The following is a 24,980-nucleotide window of genomic DNA, read 5'->3' as shown; positions in this document are numbered from 1 at the left end:
TGGTACAATACGAAGCGTATTAAGATGTCTTTAGGGGGACTGAGTCCCATGGAATATCGGCAAAGCCTCAGTATGGCGGCCTAAAAAGTCCAGAAAAACGTCCGCACCCCCCGAATTGCGTTTACCTTGTCAATTTACACATCGAAACTCAAACAGGATGGGTTTTCCGCCTCTGTCGCCCACAAAGTCACGGCATATCTTTCCGAAGTATCTTTTTGCAACGATGGGCAATATCTTGTCAGAATCATCGAGCGCTGCATCGAAGAAGGCATAGGATCGCGAAAGATACGGCAGAAACTGGCGAAAAAAGGTTTCCCAAAAGACCTCATCGAGGCAACTCTGCAAGAAAAACTTGATGAAGATGCCTTGTCCGTTCAGCTTGCTACGGCTATGAGACTCGTTTTACGTTTCGATATGAACGACAAAAAACAACGGGATAAAGCTTTTCGCCGTCTTGTTACACGAGGGTACTCATTCGACATCGCCAACAGGGTTTTGCATGAGCGTTGCGAGCAGGAATTTCATATAGATTCTAACAGCTGAATGAGGTATCATTTAAATGCCTGTAATGGATGATTCAGCTTCAAAAGCTGTGCATATATTTAGTAGTGTGTAGGGGTTATTGAAAGTTTAAATACGACGGTTGTATTTTCTATACTCAGTAGTCCATCTCACTAGTGACCCATCGCAGGCTTTCCGTAAACACGGGAAGCTGTCTTTGTATTTAAACGAATCATTATTTGAAATGAAAGGAGGGCGTACACATGAATATTGTACTGATTGCCCTGGTAACTGTCATTGTAGGATTCGCCCTCGGCTATCTGCTTAACCGCTATGTTGTGAATGCGAAGAGCTCGCGTGCCGCGAACGAAGCGGAATTCGTGCTCAAAAATGCGGAAAAGCAGGCCGAGACTTTAAAAAAGGAAACTCTTCTCGAAGCAAAAGACCAAATTTACCAGATGAAACAAAACGAGGAGAACGAGTCCAAGGAACGTCGTAAAGAAATTTCTTCGTTGGAGCATCGCTTGATCCAACGTGAAGAGGCAATCGATCGCCGTGCGGAATCAATCGATAAACGCGAGCATCAAATTTCATCCGCGCAAGGACAAATTGCAAAACGTGAGTTAGAGCTCGATGAATTGCTTAAGCAAGAGATGGCTCGTATCGAACAACTTGCTGGAATGACGGCTGACGAGGCGAAATCGGAACTCATCAATCGAATCGAAGATGAAGTGAAACGTGATGCCGCCACGCTCATACGAGACGCGGAGCAAAAGGCAAAAGAAGAAGCAGATAAACGTGCCCGCAATATCATCAGCATCGCCATCCAAAGAGTTGCAGCCGATCATACGGCCGAAACTACGGTTTCTGTGGTGCATATCCCCAGCGACGACATGAAGGGCCGCCTTATCGGTCGCGAAGGCAGAAACATCCGTGCCTTCGAGCAGATGACGGGCATCAATCTCATCATCGACGATACTCCGGAAGCAGTTGTTTTGTCCTCATTCGACCCCGTTCGTAGAGAAATCGGACGAATCACTCTTGAAACACTCATTGCAGACGGCAGAATTCATCCCGCACGCATCGAGGAGATGTTCAACAAAGCAGAGCGTCAGGTAAATGAAACCATTCAGCAGTCCGGTGAGCAAGCAACTTTCGATGCGCAAGTTCACAACCTGCACCCGGAGATCGTTAAGACGCTCGGACGTCTACGCTATCGTACGAGCTATGGTCAAAATGTTTTGAAGCATTCGTTGGAGGTTTCATGGCTCGCCGGAGTGATGGCTGCCGAACTCGGTGCCGATGTAGCGCTCGCGCAACGTGCAGGGTTGTTGCACGACCTCGGAAAAGCTATCGATCATGAGATCGAAGGACCTCATGCGACTATCGGAGCCGACCTTGCGCGCCGACTCGGTGAACCTGCTGCGATTATACACGCCATAGAGGCGCATCACGGCGATGTCGAGCCGAACACCGTCGAAGCGGTTCTCGTCATGGCGGCCGATGCCATCTCTGCTGCACGGCCCGGTGCAAGACGTGAAACGCTGCAAAGTTATATCAAACGTCTTGAAAAGCTCGAGGCTGTAGCAAATTCTCATCCCGGAGTGGAAAAGACCTATGCGATGCAGGCCGGTCGTGAGATTCGCGTCATGGTCGAGCCGACCGCGGTAAATGATACCGATGCAGTCGTGCTCGCCCGCGATATCGCCGCCGAAATCGAAGCGGAGCTTGAGTACCCCGGACAAATCAAGGTTATGGTCGTTCGTGAAAGTCGTGCTGTCGACTACGCAAAGTAAGTGGGAAATAGGCGTAACTTATGACTGAAAATATATCGGATAGCTCTTTACTTTCATTTGTCGAGCAGGTTTCCGGCGATACTTTTTTGAAAGTCGAGGAAAATCTCGGACAAGGATTCGTACGCCTAAAGACCTCGGAAGCCGAGCGCAGACAAGCAAAGCATGACATTCGCGCAGTTGAAGATATTATCGTCGAGCTTCTCAGAAATTCTCGTGATGCCGGTTGTTCTCGGATATTCGTGGCAACGAATACCGAGGGCGACTTTCGTCATATCACCGTTCTCGATGACGGCGTCGGGGTTCCCGAAAACATGCAATCCCTTATTTTCGAACCAAGGGTAACAAGCAAGTTGGAAACCATGGTGATCGATGAGTGGGGAGTGCACGGTCGAGGAATGGCCTTGTTCTCCATCAGTCAAAACGTCGAAACCTGCGAGTTGATGGCCTCGATGGACAAGGGCGGAACTTCGCTTTCGATAAAGAGTGATACATCCAAGTTGAAGGAGCGGGCTGATCAGTCGCGATGGCCCAAAGTTCGAAGAATTAAAGAAAATGATTTCGAAGTCGAATCGGGACCCAAGAATCTTATAAGAAATGTCGTTGAATTTGCCTTGGCGAATAAAAAAATCGATGTTTACTTCGGTAGTCCTTCAGAAATGTTGGCCACCCTTTATGCCCTTGGATCCAAACAATACAAAAGCTATGCCGATGCGATAGCTCAGACGCGAGACATCGACACCATCTCTCTTTGGATGCGCCCGGCGCGTTCGGAAGAACCGAGCGATATCCGCTCTTGTGCTTCGGGGCTGGGGCTGGATGTCTCACTTCGCAATTGCTATCGAATTTTCAACGGTGAAATCGGGAAAGTCCCCACTGTGTTCGAGAAGGTTTCCAACAGCTTCGATCCAATTGTCAAGTCAACAGACATATTCAAAGATCCACGCGGTTTGAAAATCCATTCTTCGGACATGCGTTCTTTTCAAATCGACTTGGAAAAAGCATTCGATACCTTGGCACAAAAATATTTTCTATCGCTTAACGATGAAGTCAAAGTTAAAATCGCCAAAGATTGTGTGCACGTGACCTTCAATTACGCCAAGGAACAGTAGTATCATCGCCTGTGTACCGCCATTAAACTCCGTATAGGAAAACACGAAATTCAATGAAAACATATTTTATCCAGACTTTCGGTTGCCAAATGAACAAGCATGACTCCGAGCGTGTCTCAGGCCTTCTTGAGAACAGGGGACTTTCCCGCGTCGAGACTCCCAACGAGGCCAACGTCGTAGTATTTATGACTTGTTGCGTGCGCGAAAAGGCTGACGAGCGTCTGATGGGGCAAGTCGCTTCCTTAAAGGCATTGAAGACGGCCGGCAACGACGTGTTGATTGCCGTAGGCGGCTGCATCGGGCAGCGTGACGGCGTGAAATTAATCGAGCAAATGGGACACATTGACGTTGTGTTCGGAACTCAAAACATTGAAAGTCTGCCCATGCTCCTCGAGGCCGCGCATGATTCTCAATCTCCTCAAGTACAACTACTCGATGAATCGGATAATTTTGCCAGCGACCTGCCTACGATTCGCGAACGCTCTTATCACGCATGGCTTCCGATCACCGTCGGATGTGATAACTTTTGCACCTACTGTGTAGTGCCGTATGTTCGCGGTAGAGAACGTTCACGGAAGATGGACGATATCGTTGCAGAAGCAAAAAAACTTGTTGAAGACGGTGTCGTTGAGATCACGCTGCTCGGACAAAATGTGAACAGTTACGGTCGCGACCTCTACGGTGCACCTCGTTTTTCAGAGATACTCAGCAGGGTTGCCGACACCGGAATCAAAAGAATCAGTTTCGCCACGAGCCATCCGAAAGATTTGACGGATGAAACCATCGAGGTCATGGCCTCCACGCCGGCGTGTATGAACTATTTGCACCTTCCGTTTCAAAGTGGTTCCGACGCGATATTAACAGCCATGAACCGCATCTATACACGTGACGATTACTTGAAATTGATCGAAAAAGTATATGATGCCATGCCTGACATAGCACTTTCAACCGACGTAATCGTCGGATTCCCCGGAGAGACGGAGCAAGACTTCGAGGATACGCTTTCTTTGGTACGCGCATGCAAGTTCGATCAGGCTTTCACCTTCATCTATAGCCCTCGTGAGGGGACTCCCGCCGCAACGATGGCAAACCAAGTTCCCGCCGAAGTTGCACAGAAAAGGTTCCAACGACTCGTCGAGGAAATTCAAGCGAGTGCTTTCTCAAAAAATCAAAGACTTCTCGATACCGTACAAGAAGTTCTCGTAGAAGGTCCGTCAAAACGTAATAAAGCGGTTTTGACGGGACGTTCCCGCCAATCGAAAGTCGTCCATTTTCCTCTGCCTGAAAAGTCGGACGCATCTCTGCTGGTCGGCAAAACCGTAAACGTTAAAATTGAGACTGCCCAAACGTGGTTTCTGACCGGAAGCCTAGCGGACATGGACAATTTATCGAAATAGTCACTCGACTCTATTGAGGAGCACGAGCATTCTTCATGAAAGAACGTGGTTATGTCATAGCGATAGTCGGACCGACAGGAGTCGGCAAAAGTCGACTTGCGCAAGATATTGCCGTAATCAAGAGGGGAGTGGTACTCTCCGCAGACTCGATGCAGATATATCGCAATCTCAATATCGGTACCGCAAAAGTGCTCCCTGAAAATCGACGTGTCATCCACTACGGGCTCGACCTCGTCGATTTCGGTTCGGCCTATTCCGCCGCCCAATACCAGGTCTACGCTCGGATGAAAATCGATGAGTGTTTTGCAAAAGAAATTCTTCCCGTGGTTTGTGGTGGAACCGGGCTTTATATACGTGCGGCTTTAGACGAAATGGATTTTGCTCCGGGCGAGCAAGAAAACAATCTCATCCGTGCCGGATATGAAGCCTTACTGGAAAACGAAGGTACGCAAGCGCTTTTCGAACAGTTGCGTGAAAAGGACCCCTCAGCGTGCGTTTTGATACACCCGAACAATACTAAGCGGGTGATACGTGCTCTTGAAATGGCAGATACCGGTTATCGCTATTCAGACATTGCAAAAGATTTCAAAACGAGAGTTGCGCATTATCCGACATGCTATATAGGATTAGACCTTAAGCGTGAGGAACTTTACCGCCGCATCAACGAACGAGTCGACATGATGATAAACGAGGGTCTTCTCGGGGAGGTCGAGGAGCTTATCGACAACGGTCTCCTCGATACCATAACGGCTTCTCACGCGATAGGTTATAAGGAATTATCGCGTGTCGTCACCGAAGGGGTTGTGCTCAGCGATGCCATTGACCAGATTAAACAGGATACTCGACGCTACGCGAAGCGCCAGCTCACTTGGTTTAAGAACGATCCGCGTGTAAAGTGGATTTGTACCGATGATAAATCGGCAACGGATATCATGCGCGACGCGGATAAAATAATCTCGTCTTTTGAGGAAGGTCAGTAGCGATGCGCCCAATCAATTTCACTAAGATGCAGGGGATAGGCAATGATTTCATCGTCATTGATGATCGAGACGAGAATCTGACCTTTGCCTCTGAACAGGTAATAAAAATGTGCGACAGAAAATTCGGTATCGGAGCGGACGGAATCATGTTCGTGAGAAACGCCGTTTCGCCCGAAAACGATTTTTCATGGTGGTTTGCCAATAATGACGGAACCATTCCCGATATGTGTGGAAACGGGAGCAGATGCTTTGCTCGTTTCGTCTACGAAAACGGTCTTATTCCTCACGTGCGAAAGAGTTTGAAGCTCGAAACATTGGCGGGAGTCAAAGAAATAAAAATTAACGTGGCTTCCGACGGGACGACGTTCGAGTCAGCCACGGTAAACATGGGGAAGGCCTCGGCGGAACCTGCATCGGTTCCGACCACGCTTGTTGCAAACTCGAATGGTCGCGTAATCGACGCCCGATATAATGTGGACGGTCGCGAAGTTCTCTTAACCGCCATCTCGATGGGCAATCCGCACGCTATTCTTTTTGAGCGCGACCTCAATGAGCCCATTTCTGAAGAACTGGTCACCACGCTCGGACCGAAAATCGAATGCTCCGTAGGCTTCCCGGCAAAAGCGAATGTCGAATTCGTCGAAGTCATTGATGCTTCCACCCTGAGGATGAGGGTATGGGAGAGGGGCGTGGGAGAAACGCTTGCCTGCGGAACCGGTGCGAGCGCTGCGGCATATGCCGCCAACATCAAGAACCTCGTCGGCGACGAGGTTACCGTCAAGCTACTCGGTGGTGACCTTCTCATCGAGATCAAAGACGATGCAACGATTTTTATGACCGGAAACGCGGAGAATGTGTTCACAGGCGTTTTTGATGCTAACATGGAATAAGCACTCCGATGCGTGACTCATTGATAAACTGTTGGCTTTTACTGGAAGGGAAGCACTGTGAAATTTGCAGCAAAACGACTCGATAATCTGTCCCCCTATCTGTTCGCTGAAATTGACCGTAAGCGTGATGCCCTCAAAGCGGCCGGTCACGATGTGATTTCTTTGGGTATCGGAGATCCCGATAAGCCGACTCCGAATCGCATCATCGAGGCAATGGCCAAAGCCATCAGAAATCCTAAAAATTATCAATATCCTTCCTATTCGGGGTCGCCTTCCTACCGACAGGCTTGCGCAGACTTCATGAAGAATAGATTCGGCGTCACTGTCGATAAGGATGCGAATGTTCTCGGTCTCATCGGCTCCAAAGAAGGTATTGCGCACCTCTTTCCTGCGTTCGTCGATGCAGGTGCCTATACGCTTATTCCCGGAGTCGGCTATCCGGTTTATGACGGCGGTGCCGTTCTCAACGATTCGAAATCCCACTGGATGCCGATGAGTGAGGAAAACGGTTGGCTTGCCGATTTCGAATCGACTCCTGCAGATGTTCTTAAAGAAGCACAGATGATGATTTTGAGTTATCCGTCTAACCCGACGAGCGCCGCAGCCCCCGTCGAGTATTTCGACAAAGCCATTGCTTTTGCAAAGAAGCACAACTTGCTTCTCGTACATGACAACGCTTATTGCGATATCACTTTCGACGGCTATGTTGCTCCGAGTATTCTTTCTCGACCAGGCGCGATGGATTGCTGTATTGAAATTTTTTCAACTTCCAAGTCTTACAACATGACGGGTTGGCGCTGTGCGTTCGCCGTCGGAAATGCCGATGCCATCAAGACGCTCGGCACCGTCAAGTCCAATATCGATTCGGGCATATTCACCGCTGTGCAAGATGCGGCAATCGAAGCTTTTCTCGGTGATCAAAGCGACGTAAAGGCGATGGCCTCTTTATATCAGCATCGGCGCGATCTCGTAATCGAGACGCTTGGCGACATGGGCCTCAAGGCGCACGATCCCAAAGGAACCATTTTCATCTGGGCACAGGTGCCTGTCGGCTACACTTCACAAGAATATGCCTCGAGAGTACTCGACGAGGCGCACGTCATCATAGCGGCGGGCACCGCCTATGGCCCTTATGGTGAAGGCTATTTCCGTATTTCACTCGCAACTGAGGATGACCGACTCGTCGAAGCTCTCAACCGCATGAAAGCATTGGGATAAAGGTGCTTCTCTAATTGGCTCAAGATATAATCGACATAACCGGTTCAACTGATGAGTACCGCCCTCGTGCGGTGCTCATTGCCATTGAAACATCGACCGGCGGATCGTGGAGCCTCGAAGAGTCTCTGGCTGAACTCGCCCGACTCGTCGATACTGCGGGGGGAGATGTCGTGGGAACAACCTCCCAAAGGCTCGACGCGCCTCATCCGGCCACCTTCATCGGAAGTGGAAAAGCAGAAGAAGTGAGACAAACGGCCGTTGCCGAGCGCGCCGATTATGTTATTTTCGACGACGAGCTCAACCCGCGACAACAGGCTAATCTCGAAAAAATCTTCGGTGAAGATGTACGCGTCATGGATAGAACCGCTCTCATTCTCGATATTTTCGCGCTCCATGCAAAAACTCGCGAAGGAAAACTCCAGGTCGAACTGGCGACATTGGAATACGAATTACCTCGTCTTCGCGGTATGTGGTCGCATTTGGTGAAAGAAAAACTCGGTGGTGGCGTCGGCGCACGATTCGGAACCGGTGAATCTCAACTTGAAACAGACCGGAGACTTGCCAGGAAGCGCATAGCGACACTTAAAGAAGTCTTGCGTGTGGTTGAGCGCCAAAGAACAACTCAAAGGACTCGACGGTTGAACAGTGGCATTTACCGCGTGTCCCTCGTCGGTTATACGAATGCGGGAAAATCGACACTTCTCAACGCTCTGACCGGCTCTCATGTGCTGACGTACGATAAGCTTTTCGCCACACTCGATTCGACGACACGACAGTTCACCCTTCCGAGCGGGCGGGAAACAACGCTTACCGATACCGTCGGATTCATCAATAAGTTGCCCCATGAATTGGTTGCCGCTTTTCAATCAACACTCGCCGAAGTCCAAGATGCCGATTTGTTGTTGCATGTCGTTGATGCTGGATCGCAATTTCGCAAAGAGTTGCTCGACGCAGTGCAAGTGGTATTGCAAGAAATCGACTCCGAGAAAATCGACGCTCTCATTGTTTGGAATAAATCGGATACCCTTGAAAAGGGAGAACTATCAAAACTTTTGGAACGTTATCCCGGCTCCGTCGCCGTCTCGGCGCTTGACGGAAGTGGATTCGAGGCGTTGACCGGCGAGATAGAGAGACGCGCTTCGGAAAGCACGACTCTCATGCAGGTACTCCTGCCTTACACGAGAGGAGACCTGGTTCAATTCGCCCACGAGCATACAAGCCTCATAAGCGAATCATACGGGGAGGCCGGCACCGAACTTACACTGAGGGTTCCGCGCCGATACTCGGCGACTTTTGCTCCGTATTCTCAAGAGCCGCAACAAGATCATCGAAATTCGAAAGAGTAGGAACGATTGGGCTTCCCCCAGATTTTTCAACCTGCTTCTTCATGAGTTTGACGAGCAGACGGTCGAACCACTTCATTTTCCCGTCGAGCTTTCCGCCGATGGCGACCGTCGAAATCGAGGATTCGATGATTTCTCTTGGAAAATTATTCTGAATATATGTATTGAAATCTTTGGGAAAACCGCAGGCTAGAAATAGTGCAATACGTTTCGAGGCCAATTCGAGCTTATTCTTCTCCAACCAACTTCGAAAATCAGGGTTGATCAGACCCATACGAATCGAAGAGCCGAGGACAATCGTGTCATATTCCTCAATTTTCGGAGGATTCAAGTTATCGAACGGTATCACTTTGGCAGGTTTTTTCAGTGCTTCTTTCAATGCTAACGCGGCTTCGCCCGTGTAGCCGAAGTGGGTCGAATACAGTATTGCCGTTTTCACTTACAGTCCCATCCTCAAGAGCCCGACCACTTTTCCTGCGATGCGGACATCGGTCGAATAAATCGGCTCCATAGTATCATTCTCAGGTTGCAATCGTATACGATTCGCCTCGCGATAATATGTCTTTACCGTCGCGCTGTCTTCGAGTAGGGCAACGACGACATCTCCGTTGTTGGCAGTATCCTGCTTTCTCACTATGACTAAATCACCATCGAAAATACCGATATTGATCATCGATTCGCCTTTTACGCGCAACATATATGTTTCACCGTGGATTAAAGACGCGGGGAGTGCATATGTGTCCTCTATATTTTCCTCTGCGAGGATAGGGGATCCGGCGGCCACAGAGCCGACCACGGGCACTCCGACTACCTCTCCATAGCTCAGTCCGGGATCCGATGGCCCTTCGTTATCCTTTAAAATGCTCTCCCGATCCTGCGGGTCTGCGAGGAGGGAGAGAGCACGCGACTTACCGGCATTTCGGCTGAGATACCCCTTCTCGACCAAAGTGGAAATATGTCCGTGGATGGTGGCCGGGGAGGACACGCCGAGTGCTTCGGCGACATCCCTCACCGAAGGGGGAAATGAGTTGAGCTCTATATAGCTCTTGATGTAATCATATACAGCTTCTTGCTTGGCTGTAATCTTTTGATGCACCATATAGGCTCCTCAAAACTCTCACTCATGATGATTATTTCTCTTACCACATAGTCTAACAGCACCTCAAGAAATTTACAAACAAATGTTCGCTTATCGCTTGACACCGAACACTTGTTCGCATACTATTATTACTACGAACACTTGTTCGCATATGTGTCCGATGCACCTGGTACATTGGGTGGGAAGAAAACCGTGAGGAAGGAATCGAAATGGCTCGTTTCGTCAAATCAATCGTCAAAGAGGCAACTGCACAACCACCGATCGGTCTCATCGAGATATCCGTCATCGCTCTGGCGGCGGTTTGGTTGTTCTCACTCTAAAAAATTTCCCCCGGTCCTAATTTGTTCTTTAACTTCAATCATCTTGTGATACGCTATATATGGTATTGGGAATTGAACGCTATGCTAAATCTAGGGGCACAGTATGCGCTGTCCAGTCTGTGGACATCAAGAGAGCAAAGTCATTGATTCAAGAAATGCCGACTCGCAGAATGCGACTCGTCGTCGAAGAGAATGCCTGCAATGCGGCGAACGATTCACCACGTATGAGCGTTGCGAAGAACAGCCTCTCTTAGTCATTAAGAAAGATGGATCGTCCGAGCCTTTCGACCACGCGAAGCTTAGGCGCGGTCTCATGGTCGCCGCTACGAAGCGACCGATCGCCGGTTCACAAATCGATGAACTGATTTCCGATATAGAAACTTCTCTCCAAAATTCATTTAAATATGAGATCGACTCAGAGCAACTCGGTGATATGGTGTTGGTCAGGCTCAAGGAGCTCGATCGCGTCGCATATATCAGGTTTGCTTCTGTATATAAAAACTTCCAAGATCTTGATGAATTCACACGTGAACTTAAGAATATCGGGTAGATGATGGATGTCGAGCTTCCCATAAAACTATTGTCAGAAGACATTCGAGTCCCTTCTTATGCGCACAGCGGAGATGCCGGTATGGATCTTCGTTCCGCTGTCGACGTAACGCTGCAGCCATTTGAGCGTAAGCTGATCCCGACGGGAATTTCTTTGGCCATACCTCCGGGTTTTGCCGGATTCGTGCAGCCCAGAAGCGGTATGGCGATAAAGTACGGACTTTCTCTCGTCAACACGCCCGGTCTCATCGACAGCGCATATCGCGGTGAAATAAAAATACCGGCCATCAATTTGGATTCGACTACTGAAATAAATATTCACGCCGGTGACCGCATAGCTCAACTGGTCATCTTACCTTTTGCGTCTGCAACTCCGGTAATCGTCGAAGATTTAGATGAAACGGTACGTGCGGACGGAGGATTCGGTAGCACCGGAGAGCAGTAGATTTCAAAAGATGGCCATCGGCGAGAAACCGATTTTCATATAAGGGCAGCATCAGTTCGGGCAGTTTATCAAGGAAGGGAAAAGGAATGGATAAGTTTTTTAAGTATACGGAGAGAGGAAGTTCACTATCGACAGAAATTATTGCCGGTATCACGACCTTCCTTACGATGGCATACATCATCTTCGTGAACCCGAACATCCTCTCGCTCAGTGACATCAAGGGGTTGCCTCTCGGTACTGCAGTTCCGTTTACGGGTGCATTGACGGCGACATGTATCGGTGCAGCGGTGATGTGTATCGCCATGGGAATTTTCGCGAATCGACCGATTGCGTTGGCCTCGGGAATGGGTATCAACGCAATCGTCGCATACACGCTGATTCTGGGAATGAAAGTACCGTGGCAAGTTGCGATGGGCGTAGTCTTCGTCGAAGGTATCATCATCACGGTTCTCGTTCTCGTCGGTTTGCGTGAGGCGATCATGAATGCGATACCGGTCGGCCTGAGACGAGCAATCGCCGTAGGCATCGGTCTGTTCATTGCATTTATCGGACTCAAAAGCGGCGGAATCATCGTTGCAAACGACTCTACGTTGGTTGCGCTCGGAGACTTCACCAGCAAGACGGTATGGGTTGCGTTCATCGGTCTTGCAATCACTGCCATCATGATGGCATTCAAGATTAAAGGTGATTTCCTCATCGGTATCATCGTGGCTGCGATTGCCTCGATTTTGCTCGGCGTTTCACGCATTCCGACATCGATTGTCGCTCTTCCGGACTTTTCGACTTTTGCTGCGCCTTTCCAACGAGTGAATGGTTCGATTGCGCTTGTACAAGTGTTTACCCCGGTGCTGCTTCTCTTCGTATTCTCGATTCTCATGACCGACTTCTTCGACACCATGGGAACCGTAGTCGGCATCGGAGAAGAGGCCGGATTCGTCGACAAAGAGGGTAACGTCGAAGATGTCCGTTCTATTCTCCTCGTCGACTCAGCGGCAGCTGCCGTCGGTGGATTCATGGGCGCCAGCTCGATTACTTCATACGTCGAATCGGCCTCAGGTGTAGGTGAGGGCGGACGTACCGGTATCACCGTCATCGTCGCCGGTCTTTTGTTCTTGGTGGCTGTATTCTTCTCACCGTTGCTCGGCGTCGTTTCTTCGGCGGCGACGGCAGGAGCCTTGATCACAGTAGGCTTTTTGATGATGTCGCCCGTTAAGAACATCGACTGGAATGATATGGAAATCGGCTTCCCGGCGTTTATGACCATCATCGCCATTCCATTGACCTACAGCATCACCAACGGCATCGGGCTCGGCTTCATAAGCTTTGTCGTCATTAAGCTGTGCCGTGGCAAGTTCAGCGAAATAAAACCTCTCATGTGGGTTGCTTCGGTGGCATTCTTGCTTGTATTTTTACAAGCGCCGCTTCTCGCGCTCGTCAGCAAATAGATTCGAAGTGGGCATTTCTTATGCCGTAAGGTAATTTTTCATACAGAGTGAAAATTGCGGGTTCCTCCCAGAGGATCCCGCAATTTCTCATGAGTGGAATGATCGCCGTCATTGAAACGCTGTTGTACAAGCGCATGACGAAATGTTCCGACGGAGTTATTTGAGAAGCTCGACATATGAGTTGATGTAGCTACAGATATCAAACGTTTACAGCATTTCATGTTTTTGCAAGTGATATATCGATTTGTTCCCGTTGAAGAAATACGCAATCAAACAGACTATGAAAAACAACGGTAAATAATGGAATCCGAAAATTTCGGCACCTGCGAACATCGGAGCAAGCATGGTGTTCGTGCCCGCACCGAAAACGGCTACATAGCCGAGCGCGACTGCTAATACCAGCGGAACCCCAAAATAGGGGGCCAAAACGGCTCCGAGCGCCGCTCCGATCACAAAGAGAGGCATAACTTCGCCTCCGCGAAATCCAGCAGCAAGCGAGATTATAGTGAGAAAAAGTTTTAGTATCCAGTCGTAGTAATAAGCGTGTCCCTGAAAGGCATCCACTATGAGGTTTTCTCCCAAACCGCTGTACCGACCCGAAAAGAGCAGCAGTGAAAGCACCGCAACGACGATGCCGACACTGAATATTTGCTTGAAAGGTTTCTCGAAAAAGAAGCTCCTGAAATAATTTCTTGTTCGTTCGAGGGATTCGGCAAACAGTCTTCCAACCACACCGAACACGATCCCAAGCAAAACACATTTTGCTGCAAACATCCAAGTCAATTGAAAGCTGATTTGAAGTGGCATTGCAAATTTAGGCATACCGAGTCTGGCCGCCACCAAATCGCCGACAAACGAACCGACGAAAATAGGCACTAAAGCATCATACTCGAGGCGCCCGGCCGTAAGAACCTCAAGTGCGAAAAAAAAGGCAGCGAACGGCGTCTGGAAGAGCCCGGAAAAACCAGCAGCCATTCCAGCCAACAAAAGAATCTTCGGCGCATTCTTTATCGGTACCATCTTTCCGACACGGTTGCCTATAACTCCGCCGATTTGCATACCGACGCCTTCACGTCCGGCACTGGCGCCGAATAAATGCGTAATCCAGGTGCTGACTATGACCAACGGTATGAGGCGCAATGGGAGATTGTCCCTCTCACCGTGACCGGCCTCAAAAACAAGCGCCATGGCTCTATAGCAATCTTTCCCGGCATAGTTATACATATACGCGATAACGAGACCGGCAAAAGGCAGGATCGGGATGAGCCACCATGGATGCGCTGTCCTGAGGTTACTCACATATATGAGAACATGTCCGAATACGGCATCGAGGCCACCGATTGCAGCCCCGATAACGATAGCTATGGCTGATAGAATCGCAACTTCGCCATACTGTTTTGCAGAATGTGAAAGGTTCACTTATAATTCCTAAAATTTGTTTTCTTGGTATACCACGGGATTATTTATTGACAAGTCATAGCAGTGCGAGTCACTGCAGTGCTCGTACCTTTATCATTGTAGCACCAGCATCGTAACCGCTCCAGTTGAGCACCTCCCTATATGACTCATAAAGATAGCATTATGTATGATAATATATGTTATGTGACTTTCGTGAGGTTCTGACCTGAGGGTATTGAATAGGGAGTATCCCCTTGCACGTATGACGATATCGCATGCCTATGAGACGGTTCGATGGAACCCGGGGCAATATTTAATGACGAACTCAATTACAGAAAGCACCAACAGATCAGCTCTGATATCGGCGGAGATTTCCTCGGCCTTTTCACGCGATTCAAGATTATCCACTGTTGCGGCTACGACATCCGTGGCAAGCTCCACGATGTCGATCTTCCACATAGTGTGCATTTGAATCGGATCACCGATAAAGGTATCCAGACTTCTCCCCGAGTATAAAATGTCATCGTGCCAGTCGAATTCCATGTCATCGTATTCATCGATTTTCGTAATACGAACACGAAACGAACTCTCGGAATAGTATGGATTCATTTTTCCTTTGAACGCCATCACAGAAAAATGCCACCTTCGTTTTCGAGGGAGCTTATGTCCATGCCAATTTTGTACGCCGGTGCCCGTAAGAGCTCGATTGCCTTTTTGATGTAGTCTCCGGCATCTTTGTAGTAGTGAGAATCAATGAGAACATTTTCGCAGATGTCAGTCTTTCGATGAGAGTAGAACTTCGAAAATAGCTGCTCATTCGTATCGGGTATCTTCGCCTCTTCAAGACAAAGCCTGTCGCCACGCTCGATTGACTCGATGAGAAGGTGGGACGCATCTCCTATAGCCGTGGCACACTCGATGAGAACTTGTTGCAGCGCAATCGTATCCACGTCGGCAATGATTTCTTTACACGTCTTCTCGATGTCATATGCGGTGTCCGAAGGTATTGAAAGAGGACCGAAAGCACCACTATCGGTGCCGGTAGCGATAGCTCCATAGATATTCTCAAACATTTTGATGCGATGGATGAGAAAATCGATTGCTTCTCTGTGTGGCTTCACTTTTCAACCTATCATACGTCAGTCTTTGTCCCGCAAATCCAGAACATGCTTCGATTTGCCCTGCGTTCTCTCGAGAGATCCCGGCTCAACCAAAATGACTTTGGCGCGAAGTCCGAGAACGGACTTCGTATTCGCGATGATCTTTTTCTCCATCGCGACCATATCTGCCATTTTATCCGAAAAAAGTGCAGCATCTATCTCTATCTTAAGTGAAATATCATCTAAGTTGTGCACACGATCGACAATAATTTGATACCGAGGTTGCACGCCTTCAATGGTGTACAAAACATCCTCGATTTGACTCGGAAACACGTTGACACCGCGAATGATGAGCATGTCATCGGTACGTTTGCGAACTTGTTCCATACGAACGTGTGTCCGCCCGCACTCACATTTTTCGGGGTGCAAACGCGTCAAGTCGTGAGTCCGATATCTGAAAATCGGAAATGCTTCCTTGTTCAGCGTGGTGATGACGAGTTCCCCGAGCTCGCCGTAAGGTAAAGCCTTACCGGTGAGGGGATCGACGATTTCAACCAGAAACTGGTCCTCGGCGATATGCTGTCCGACGTGTGCGTGGCATTCTCCCGACACACCCGGTCCACCCACTTCAGACAGGCCGTAGTTGTCTGTAGCCTCTATATGGAGACGTTCCTCGATCTGTTGACGGAGCTTGCCCGTACACGGTTCCCCTCCGAAAACACCGAGGCGCAAAGGCAGTTTTTCGAAATCATATCCCAGCTTCTCCCCTTGCTCGGCGAGATAAAGCGCATAGCTCGGAGTCGAAACGAGCACCGTCGTGGCGAAGTCTTTCATCATCATCAAGTGGCGCTCGGTATTTCCCGAACCCGCGGGAATCATCGTCGCCCCGGTGCGCTCCATACCGTAATGCATCCCCCACCCGCCTGTGAACATGCCATAGAGAAACGCCATATCGACTCGATCGCTTTTCACGACACCAGCCTGCGAAGCGACGCGCGCGCATAAATCGGTCCATGTATTCAGATCGGCTTTCGAATAGCCGACGACGATGGGCTTGCCGGTCGTTCCACTCGAACTGTGGAGACGCGTGACATCTTCGAGCGGAAGGGCGAACATACCGAACGGGTAGGTATCACGAAGCGCCGACTTATCGGTGAAAGGGAGTTTTTCGACATCGTTAAGCGTTTTTATATCTTGAGGAGAGACCCCCGACGCATCCATGCGATTTCTGTAATATTCAACTCGTTCATACGCCCAAGCCACACTGCTCTTCAGTCGCTTAAGCTGCAACTCTTCGAGCTTAGCGCGTGGCATCGTCTCAATTTCAGGATTCCAAATAGGCATACAGGCTCCTTAGGTTCTCTCTTTCTATAATACCGAATTTTTTACGCGACCGAGGTAGGCCTCGATGACAGCTTCGTCTTTTTGTATGATATGCGGAGGACCTTGCGCGATTTTTCTGCCCCGGTCCATGCAAATGATATCGTCGCTGATTCCCATGATGAGCCTTATGTCGTGTTCGACGACGATGACGGCGATATCCATGTCACAAATTCTTTTGATGACGTTCATGAGATGGGAGGTTTCCGTCGCATTGAGTCCGGCCGCCGGCTCATCGAGCAAAACCACTTTAGGTTGCAGCGCACAGGCGCGAACGACCTCCACTAAGCGTCTTTGCCCGGCGCCGAGAGAGCCGCAGTCCTTATCTTTGATCTCTTCAAGCGAAAATTTCGATAGCAAAAGCTGCGCCGCCTCTTCATTTTCACCATTGCCGTTACGCGTCGAAAACTTTCCCAGCAAAGCGGAGATGAAATCGGCGCCTCTTTCGCAAGAGAGCGCCACGATGATATTTTCAAGAACCGTCATGTCATCGAAGAGCGACGTATTTTGAAAAGTACGGGCGACTCCCGCCTCGAAGAAATCTCGCTGTTTTCCCGAGGCGAGGTTTTGCCCGTCGAGTATGACACTTCCCCCATCGAACGCATCGAATCCGCTCAAACAGTTGAACAACGAGGACTTTCCCGCCCCGTTCGGTCCGATGAGCCCGGTTATTGTATGCGGTGCGATATCGAAAGATATATCGTCGACAGCCTTCAGGCCGCCGAATGATTTCGAAATATGTGCTACTTCCATCAGCGACATGTGCGTTCCCTTCTCGCCTGGATGAGCATGAGCGCGATGATGAGCAACGCATAAAAATCGACTTGCGCGCTCGACAAAAAGGTCCGAACGGCGCCATTCGGTATCGGCAAGATCACGACGCTGTATTGAATGAACGTCAAAGCAACCACGGACAGAATGGGTCCGATGAGTGATTTCCTGCCGCCGATGACAACCATCGCGAGAAACATAATCGATGCGGAGGCCGCAAACAACGTCGGGCTGATAAACCCGACGAGAGACGCATAAAGCGCTCCACCGATTCCGGCGGTCACGCTCGCAAAGATATAGGCGTTCGCCTTAATCTCCTCTACAGCGATGCCACAAGCCCTCGCACCGTGCTCGGAGGAGGCGATGGCCTTCATGCATTCTCCGGGAATTCCTTTTATGATGTTCCGCGTGAACAAAAGCACGAGCAGTGTCACCAGCACGCAAACTGCAAAAGTGACCGATCTGCCTCCGAAAGATCCGATGGAGCCGATTCCGTCGATTCCTCCCGTTACGGGAGTGGCTTCGGTAAAGACCCAAAGCATAAGCTCGGCGAAAGCAAGTGTGCCCATCGCAAGATAGTGCCCTTTGAGTTTGAGAGCCGGCAAACTGATGATTTTTCCGAAAACGGCGGAGATGAAAATTGCAATCAACAGCCCGGCCCATGCCGAAACATGAAACCGCGTCGTGGCGATTGCCATCGAGTAGGCACCGACACCGAAGAATGCACCCTGCGCAAGCGAAATCTGGTTACAATATCCGTAAAGAACGACGAGACCGGAAACAACCGTTATATTTATCAGAAGAAATCCGATGATTTGAAGAGTGAATGCCATTAATGTTTCTCCTTATCTATTCCGCCGAAAATGCCCGAAGGCTTAACGATAAGAACGAGAATCAAAACGACATAAGCAACCACGTCTTTATAGATGGGATCGATGAATGTCCCCGTCGCGGTTTCAAGTCCGCCGAGAAGTGCTCCGGCACCGAGCGCACCCATCGGATTCGATAGGCCTCCCAATATCGCAACGGTGAATCCTTTGATGCCCAGCGTGATACCCCCATCAAATGCCATTTGAACAAGCGGCGTGAGGGCGCATCCGATAAGAGCGCCGAATAAACTGGCGATGATAAACGATCGCGTGACGATGTTCTCTATTTCGACACCGCAAAGTTGGGCCTCTTCGCTCGACTGTTCATTGGCACGCATCCCATAGCCGAATCTCGTCTTTTTGAAAATGAGATAAAAGCCGCCGAAACACAGTGCCGTCAGGGCAAAGAGAACTAACGTTTGCACTTCTACGGCCGCTCCGAAAACGTGGATCGGTGCGCCCGCAAACCAACTCGGCATTGCCAATTCATCCGGACCGAATGCTCTGAGGGCGATTTGCCTCAAGAGCACCGATGCGCCGACGGTGATGATGACGATACGAACACCGTTGTCTTTTCCGAGAGGACGAATCAGCACTCTGTCGAAAAGCCATCCGATGACCACCGAAGCTAAAGCAGAAACAAAAACAGCCAACAACACCGGAAGCCCCTGTCCGTAGAGCCAAGCGGCACTCATCCCCCCGAGCATCACGAATTCTCCTTGAGCGAAGTTGATGGCTCCGGTCGCAGAAAAAACCACGATGAACCCAAGAGCGATCAGCGCATAAATCGCACCGTTTTTCAGCGAAGCGAATAAGAAATCGAAGATTTGCGAAAGAACGGTGGTCTTTGGGGCAGCACCGTAGACAGCCGAACTCGGACCGCTCTTCCATTCGCCTTTGTCCACATGGAAAAACGAGATGTCTTGAGAACCCAACCCGTTATGGTCTTTTACCGTATAGGTGAATTTTCCTCCGAACGCCGTGAAATTTTTTGTACGTTCGAGAGAAGAGATGATGTACGTTCCGGCACTGCTGTCAATTGTTTTCACAGACTTCAGCTCATTGCTCGAACCGATGGCGCTCGCCAACAAATGCAGAGCATCGTAAGCGTGACCGGCGAATATATCGGGAGTATTTCCGTACTTGTTTTTAAATCGGCTTGAGAATGCCGTGTTTACCTTGTATTCATCGGAACCCGCCTGCCAGGAACTCGGAACGAAGGATTTACCGGTGATAATCGTATAATTTTGCGCACTCGAACCGGCACCGTCGAGGAACTCCTGCCTCGCCTGTCCGGAACCGCCGAACAAAGGGATGTTTACTCCGCTCGTCTTTGCTTGCTTGACGAATGTTGCGGCCTCTTTTCCCGCATTCCATAAAACAACCGCCTGCGCCGTGCTACGCTTCACGATACCGACCTGTGATGACATGTCGGTGTCGTTAGGCTGGAATGTGGTGTCGACCACAAGCGTCATACCGTATTTCTTCGCCTTCTCCAGCGCCATAGCTCGTCCGTCTTTGCCGTAACCTCCCGAGTCGGTGACCAAAGCGATCTTGGTGTATCCCTGCCGGGAAAGATACGAAAACAGGTTATCGAGGAGAAGCGAGTTCGTCCAAGGTGTCTGGAAGACATTGTGAGAAAGCTTGCCGGTGATCACATTGCCACCCGCCATGGACACTTGCGGAATACCGGCCTGCTCGACGACGGAACGAACCGCCATCGTCGGTCCCGTCCCCGTGGCACCGATGAGTGCCACGACACGGTCCCGGTTGACGAGCTTTTCTGCAGCCGATACGGCTTTGGATTCTTCTGTCGCATCATCTTCGATGATCACGGAAAGAGGATGGCCGTTTACTCCTCCGCTGGAATTGATTTGAGCGACTTCGAGATCGAGGGCTTGTTTCTGAACTGCCCCCATAGAAGCATAGGTGCCACTCAATGAGAGAATGGCACCTATGCGTATGGGAGACTTATCTTGTGACGAAGACTGCTCGACGGTAGTGCTCGAGCAACCTGTTATGATTCCGGAGAGTGCCACGACCATGGCGGCGATGAGCACTGCAATCGAATATCTTAATATACGTCCTCTGATGATAAGTTCCTGTCTCAAGCGCAGCGTACCGATGATACAAAACGTGCACGAAGATCCGCAACGGCGGTCGACATTTCTAATAGGCCGCTATTTGTTCCGGCGTGACGAGCTCGACATTAGTATTCTTCAACAATTCCGTCGCTTTTTCAACATCCCCGACGTTAATGGCTAAAAATGTCGATATCAAACTGTAAACATACTCGATGTTTACCCCCGCGTCAGAAACCGCCTTAAGCGCAGAAGCCAAACCACCCGGTCGATCATGCGGCATATCGATCACTATGACGGGAGTTTCTTTTACCGTGAATCCGGCCTTTGTCAATGCTTCTTTACCCTTATTCGGGTTATCGACGACAACTCTCACAATTCCGTATTCGGCCGTATCAGAGACCGCAAATCCTCGAATGTTAAGTTGTGCTTGTGCCAACGTATCCGTAATTTCAGTGATTCGACCGGCTTTGTTCTCAATGAACACACTGAGCTGTATGACGCTCATCGCTTCACCTTTCCTCTTTGTCCATGCGGGATGAAAAACCGCGTCCCGCCTTGAAAGCAGCGATATTTCCTTCGAGTGTCTTTTCCGGAACACGTGCCTCGATTACATCTAACCATAAATTTTCATCGAACGGAAGAACTCTTGAAAGCGCCCCGAGCAAAACGACGTTTGCAGAACGAGGGCTACCCACAGAAATTGCAGTCTCCGTCGCAGGAATGAAGTGTGCTTTTCTTTTTTTAAGTTCGGCGACCGGGTCGTTTTCGATTTTTTGAGCTCCGATACGCACCGACATGGGCTCATTAAGCTCATCGTTTACAAAAATTATTCCTTCGGAACTGAGAAAATGGGCATTTCGCAACGCTTCCAATATCTCGAAGGAAACAAGCGCATCAACACAACCCGGATCGGTAACCGGAGAATGCACCTTCTCGCCGAAACGAACGATGGTGGTGACGGATCCTCCCCGCTGAGCCATTCCGTGAACTTCGGAAAGTTTCACTTTCAGCCCGGCAGCGGCAGCGACTTTCGCCAAAATATCGGCGGCAAGTATCGTGCCTTGGCCTCCGACACCGCATAACAGCACCGTTTTCGTGTCCATATCTACACCTCGCTTTCCGTTTGCGTAAGAGCTCTGAAGGTGCACACCTGGGCGCAAAGCCCGCAGCCCTTACAGGCACCGGCTTCGATAGTCACTTTTCGCGTGATTTCGTCGAAAGAAAGCGCAGGGCACCCAAGCTTCGTGCAAATCTTACAACCTCTGCATTTATCTGAGTCGCACGCGTAAGCCGCAGGCCACGTTCTCGTAAGCAGAATGCACGGAGAGCGGAAAATAATGACCGAGTACTCCGGCGCATTCGTTTCCTCTTCGAGCGCCTGTGTGACGGCATCAATATCCGTGGAGTCGACGGTACGGACACGTGTGACACCGCATGCCTTGAGAAAAGGCTCGAGTTCGAGTTCATGAGAAGGTCGATGTTGCAAAGTGATTCCGTTGACGGGATTTCCTTGATGCCCGGTCATGGCGGTGATGCGGTTGTCGAGGATGGCGATCGTACCGGCTCCACCGTTGTACACGGTATTGATGACTCCGGTGATTCCCGAATGCGCAAACGTTGAGTCCCCTATCACACCGACGACGGGAGGGATTACTTCATCCGTTTCGCCGCGTTGTTTTGCCAAGTTGTCCGCCACTTCGATTCCGTGAGCCATCGAAACGGAAGCACCCATACACACACACGTATCGATGCCGTTTAAAGGAGGAATCGCTCCCAGCGTATAGCAACCTATATCTCCCGTGACTATCGCTCCCATTTTATGCAGCGCATAAAAGACCGGGCGATGGGGGCACCCCGCACAAAGAAGAGGCGGCCGCGCGATGACTTGTTCGGGGTTCTCGTGCGGTGACAAATTCGAATAGCCGAGCCCTTTTTTAATGAGCTCGGGAGTGAGTTCGCCACGACGGGGAACAGACAGCGGTTTGCATGCGATTCCCGCAGTCGCCAATGAGCGCTCGAAATAATCATCGGCCTCTTCGGCAACATACAGTTCGTCTACTTGAGACGCGAATGAACGTATCTCCTCAAGCGGTAGCGGATTTGAAATGCCGACTTTATACACGGAGACATCGGAATCAGCCTCCCGAACATAATGATAAACGGCGCCTGCGCACACGACGCCGATTTTTTTATCACGCAATTCAGCTCGGTTGAGTTTTGAATCGTTTGAATACCGTGCGATGTCGACAAATTTATCATCCAGCTTTTCACGCGCGATTTTAGCGAAAGCAGGCATCATGACCCATTTTTTCGGATCACGGACAAGCGCACGCTTCTTCGTCTCCCCACGACGACCGACTTCCACCATTTCCTTCGTGTGAGCGACGCGTACCGAACTTCGCAATATTACGACCGTGTCGAATTTTTCCGAAATCTTAAAGGCATTCTTCGCCATTTCGTACGCTTCAATCGGATCCGAAGGATCGAGCATGATGACACCGGCGAAAGGAGCGTAATTGTGAGAATCCTGTTCGTTTTGGCTCGAATGCATTCCGGGATCGTCGGCGACGAGCAAAACGAGCCCACCGTTGACACCGGTGTATCCGAGGGTGAAGAGCGGATCAGCCGCGACATTGAGCCCGACGTGTTTCATGGTAACCAACACACGCGACCCATAAAAAGAAGCGCCGGCCCCCACTTCGAGTGCGACTTTTTCATTCGGAGACCATTCGGTATAAACATCCGCTTTTTTCGAAAGAGCTTCCAGAGTTTCGGTCGAAGGCGTTCCAGGATATCCGACACCGATGTCGACGCCGGCTTCCCACGCGCCGTAGGCAATCGCCTCATTACCGGAAAGTAATAGTTTTTCACTCATATGATATCCTCGTCGAAGATCGCAGACAGAACAAACACGACACCAACCATAATAGCAGTCGATTCGGAATGTCCACAACCATGATCGATATGACTACGGACGAACGGCGCCCACATAATCCGAGCGCAAACTCAAAGATGTTTCCGAAACCTGCATTCCGGTTTGAGGCGCATGAATCATCAAACCTTCACCGGCATAGATGGTGACATGATGGATTCGATTGGGATTTGCATCGTAACCGAAGAACAACAGATCACCGGGTTCGAGCAAATCTTTCCTATCTGCAGGTATGAATGCACTCGATTCATCCCGATACTGAGCTCGGCTGTTGCGCTGAATACTGATTCCTATCGAATTATAGCAATACTGTGTAAGACCGGAGCAGTCGAAACACGCGGCAGGGCCGCCGTGAATTTTGCAAATACCGCCGGAAGATCCCCAATGGTACGGGCGTCCGATGTATTTTTCGGCTTCGGCGACGACGCCCGGATGCGGTTGTCCCAAAGAACCCGCTCCTAAAAACTTGCGGCCCCCCACAACGGATCTGTTCGATCCTAAACTCCCAAAAGCTCGAGCAGCTTTTTCAGCATCCGCACGTTGCTGGGCAATTAATTTTTTTATCGTACCGTTCAGCGAATTAAGCTCTTGCTGTTGTTCCGCGTACAATGCTTCCATCGTGCGCTTCTTCTCGATAAGGCTTTGCGCTGTTTCCGTTTGAGACTTTTTCTTGGCGTCGAGATCGTACTTGGCATACTCCAGCTGTGATTTCGAAGCACGGATTGTCGAAAGCAATTGTGAGTCTTGCTCGCTGAGAAGAGACATCAAGCCGAGACGAGTCGCCAATTCTGAGAAACTGGAAGCTCCCAAGATGACGTCGAACATGGTCAAACCTTCACTTTTATAAATGGAAGCAGCACGATTATTCAACTGAAGCTGCGCCGCATCATAGTTTGTCTGGGCGACTTTGAGTTTATTTTCCGCAACAAAAATATCGGACTTGGTGCTCTGCAGGTTCGATGCAGCTTGGCTGTAATCTTCTGAAGCAGACTCGAGATCATTTGCAAGCCGATCCTGCTGAGCGCGCGCAGCGGTTGCCTTTTGTCTCGCATCAGCGATCTGAGCAGCCGTACTCGCAGCAAATGTTTTCGCAGGTAACGTCGCTGCAAAAAGTGCAACGCAAAGCAACGAAACCGCCAGAAGTGTAACGGTTGAGAAAGCGGTCGTGCGATATGAATCATTGAAATACTTCATATTTACATAATACAAGCAAGCAGCCTGCAAATATTTGCAGGCTGCCAAATGTAATCAAAACGATATAAGATGTTAAGTTACCGTTATGCGCACGGTCATGAGGCTATTTGACATGCATCAAAGAAAGAATAGGCAGATTCTGATCGAGTTTCTCCCTGCC

General features: G+C 49.8%; 25 protein-coding genes. 12 read left to right on the top strand and 13 right to left on the bottom strand.

The window, feature by feature from the left end; genetic code table 11:
* The 9 genes from JJE36_06370 to hflX all read left to right on the top strand — a co-directional run.
* The coding region (locus JJE36_06370; GenBank protein MBK5211915.1) for an IS3 family transposase at positions 1-84 on the top strand (84 nt) is incomplete at its 5' end.
* 42 nt (positions 85-126) lie between these two features.
* A complete protein-coding gene (locus JJE36_06365) occupies positions 127-543 on the top strand; it encodes a RecX family transcriptional regulator (GenBank protein MBK5211914.1) in 417 nt (138 codons plus the stop codon).
* Positions 544-764: 221 nt separating this feature from the next.
* Positions 765-2,297, top strand: coding sequence for a ribonuclease Y (gene rny / locus JJE36_06360; protein MBK5211913.1), 1,533 nt, complete (start codon positions 765-767; stop codon positions 2,295-2,297).
* Positions 2,298-2,317: 20 nt separating this feature from the next.
* Positions 2,318-3,406: an ATP-binding protein gene (locus JJE36_06355; GenBank protein MBK5211912.1), complete on the top strand. Its 1,089-nt coding sequence runs from the start codon at positions 2,318-2,320 to the stop codon at positions 3,404-3,406.
* Positions 3,407-3,459: 53 nt separating this feature from the next.
* Entirely contained in the window at positions 3,460-4,803 is a 1,344-nt protein-coding gene (gene miaB / locus JJE36_06350) for a tRNA (N6-isopentenyl adenosine(37)-C2)-methylthiotransferase MiaB (GenBank protein MBK5211911.1), read from the top strand.
* 35 nt (positions 4,804-4,838) lie between these two features.
* Entirely contained in the window at positions 4,839-5,783 is a 945-nt protein-coding gene (gene miaA / locus JJE36_06345) for a tRNA (adenosine(37)-N6)-dimethylallyltransferase MiaA (protein MBK5211910.1), read from the top strand.
* 2 nt (positions 5,784-5,785) lie between these two features.
* Positions 5,786-6,673, top strand: coding sequence for a diaminopimelate epimerase (locus JJE36_06340; GenBank protein MBK5211909.1), 888 nt, complete (start codon positions 5,786-5,788; stop codon positions 6,671-6,673).
* Positions 6,674-6,730: 57 nt separating this feature from the next.
* Positions 6,731-7,891 (top strand): LL-diaminopimelate aminotransferase, encoded by a 1,161-nt coding sequence (locus JJE36_06335; protein ID MBK5211908.1) that lies wholly within the window; start codon positions 6,731-6,733, stop codon positions 7,889-7,891.
* Positions 7,892-7,926: 35 nt separating this feature from the next.
* Complete coding sequence (gene hflX / locus JJE36_06330) at positions 7,927-9,237, top strand: GTPase HflX (GenBank protein MBK5211907.1); 1,311 nt, start codon at positions 7,927-7,929, stop codon at positions 9,235-9,237.
* Here the strand turns inward: hflX and JJE36_06325 are convergent.
* Together JJE36_06325 and lexA are read right to left on the bottom strand one after the other, a co-directional pair.
* Positions 9,149-9,673 (bottom strand): hypothetical protein, encoded by a 525-nt coding sequence (locus JJE36_06325; protein ID MBK5211906.1) that lies wholly within the window; start codon positions 9,671-9,673, stop codon positions 9,149-9,151. The two genes, hflX and JJE36_06325, sit on opposite strands and share 89 nt — an antisense overlap.
* On the bottom strand, positions 9,674-10,333 hold the full coding sequence (gene lexA, locus JJE36_06320; GenBank protein MBK5211905.1) for a transcriptional repressor LexA: 660 nt from the start codon (positions 10,331-10,333) through the stop codon (positions 9,674-9,676).
* 423 nt (positions 10,334-10,756) lie between these two features.
* Between lexA and nrdR the strand changes: the two genes are divergently transcribed.
* The 3 genes from nrdR to JJE36_06305 all read left to right on the top strand — a co-directional run bounded on the left by nrdR (position 10,757) and on the right by JJE36_06305 (position 13,092).
* Positions 10,757-11,203 (top strand): transcriptional repressor NrdR, encoded by a 447-nt coding sequence (nrdR, locus tag JJE36_06315; protein ID MBK5211904.1) that lies wholly within the window; start codon positions 10,757-10,759, stop codon positions 11,201-11,203.
* Entirely contained in the window at positions 11,204-11,647 is a 444-nt protein-coding gene (gene dut / locus JJE36_06310) for a dUTP diphosphatase (protein ID MBK5211903.1), read from the top strand.
* A gap of 86 nt (positions 11,648-11,733) precedes the next feature.
* Complete coding sequence (locus JJE36_06305) at positions 11,734-13,092, top strand: NCS2 family permease (GenBank protein ID MBK5211902.1); 1,359 nt, start codon at positions 11,734-11,736, stop codon at positions 13,090-13,092.
* A 207-nt stretch (positions 13,093-13,299) separates the two neighbouring features.
* Here the strand turns inward: JJE36_06305 and JJE36_06300 are convergent, their stop codons facing one another.
* The 11 genes from JJE36_06300 to JJE36_06250 form a co-directional block, all read right to left on the bottom strand.
* Entirely contained in the window at positions 13,300-14,511 is a 1,212-nt protein-coding gene (locus JJE36_06300) for a chloride channel protein (protein MBK5211901.1), read from the bottom strand.
* Positions 14,512-14,769: 258 nt separating this feature from the next.
* Positions 14,770-15,099, bottom strand: a complete 330-nt coding sequence (locus tag JJE36_06295; GenBank protein MBK5211900.1) for a hypothetical protein — start codon at positions 15,097-15,099, stop codon at positions 14,770-14,772.
* Between the two features lie 17 nt (positions 15,100-15,116).
* Positions 15,117-15,611, bottom strand: coding sequence for a hypothetical protein (locus JJE36_06290; GenBank protein ID MBK5211899.1), 495 nt, complete (start codon positions 15,609-15,611; stop codon positions 15,117-15,119).
* An 18-nt stretch (positions 15,612-15,629) separates the two neighbouring features.
* Positions 15,630-16,934: a phenylacetate--CoA ligase gene (locus JJE36_06285; protein ID MBK5211898.1), complete on the bottom strand. Its 1,305-nt coding sequence runs from the start codon at positions 16,932-16,934 to the stop codon at positions 15,630-15,632.
* Between the two features lie 24 nt (positions 16,935-16,958).
* Positions 16,959-17,723 carry an ABC transporter ATP-binding protein gene (locus JJE36_06280; protein MBK5211897.1) on the bottom strand — a complete coding sequence of 255 codons (765 nt, stop codon included), beginning with the start codon at positions 17,721-17,723 and terminating at the stop codon, positions 16,959-16,961.
* Complete coding sequence (locus JJE36_06275) at positions 17,723-18,574, bottom strand: branched-chain amino acid ABC transporter permease (GenBank protein ID MBK5211896.1); 852 nt, start codon at positions 18,572-18,574, stop codon at positions 17,723-17,725. The genes JJE36_06280 and JJE36_06275 overlap by 1 nt, the downstream gene beginning before the upstream one ends.
* A complete protein-coding gene (locus tag JJE36_06270; GenBank protein MBK5211895.1) occupies positions 18,574-20,721 on the bottom strand; it encodes an ABC transporter substrate-binding protein in 2,148 nt (715 codons plus the stop codon). Before JJE36_06270 ends, JJE36_06275 begins: the two co-directional genes overlap by 1 nt.
* Before the next feature lie 58 nt (positions 20,722-20,779).
* Positions 20,780-21,199, bottom strand: a complete 420-nt coding sequence (locus JJE36_06265) for an amino acid-binding protein (GenBank protein ID MBK5211894.1) — start codon at positions 21,197-21,199, stop codon at positions 20,780-20,782.
* A 4-nt stretch (positions 21,200-21,203) separates the two neighbouring features.
* Complete coding sequence (locus JJE36_06260) at positions 21,204-21,797, bottom strand: indolepyruvate oxidoreductase subunit beta (protein ID MBK5211893.1); 594 nt, start codon at positions 21,795-21,797, stop codon at positions 21,204-21,206.
* A 2-nt stretch (positions 21,798-21,799) separates the two neighbouring features.
* Entirely contained in the window at positions 21,800-23,569 is a 1,770-nt protein-coding gene (locus JJE36_06255) for an indolepyruvate ferredoxin oxidoreductase subunit alpha (protein MBK5211892.1), read from the bottom strand.
* A gap of 93 nt (positions 23,570-23,662) precedes the next feature.
* Positions 23,663-24,820, bottom strand: a complete 1,158-nt coding sequence (locus JJE36_06250; GenBank protein MBK5211891.1) for a C40 family peptidase — start codon at positions 24,818-24,820, stop codon at positions 23,663-23,665.
* Positions 24,821-24,980 lie beyond the last annotated feature (160 nt).

This window comes from Coriobacteriia bacterium (assembly GCA_016649875.1).
Lineage (GTDB): Bacteria > Actinomycetota > Coriobacteriia > WRKU01 > JAENWW01 > JAENWW01.
This window is presented reverse-complemented; position numbering and strand designations above follow the sequence as displayed.